At 49.0% G+C, this 261-nt stretch carries 1 pseudogene; it reads left to right on the forward strand.

Annotated features, from left to right (window positions below):
* Positions 1–261: pseudogene (locus tag R0J92_RS24040) on the forward strand (30S ribosomal protein S12 methylthiotransferase RimO); the annotation flags it as partial.

The raw sequence follows: 261 nt of genomic DNA on the forward strand, positions 1-261 counted from the left end.
CGAGCAATGAATCGTCCTTGGCAAGGGCGGGTCAACGACGGGATTATCCGCCGAATTAAAGAGCAATTACCCGATGCGGTATTACGCACGACGTTTATTGTTGGTTTCCCCGGAGAAACTGAGGAGCATTTCCAGCATTTGTGTGACTTTGTGCAACGTCACGAGTTTGACTTAATGGGGGCGTTCACTTTCTCTCCAGAAGAAGGAACCGCAGCCTATAACTTACCAGAACAACTCCCCCAAGAGATTATGGAAGAACGG

The organism is Tritonibacter sp. SIMBA_163 (assembly GCF_046535935.1).
GTDB classification, from domain to species: domain Bacteria; phylum Pseudomonadota; class Alphaproteobacteria; order Rhodobacterales; family Rhodobacteraceae; genus Epibacterium; species Epibacterium scottomollicae.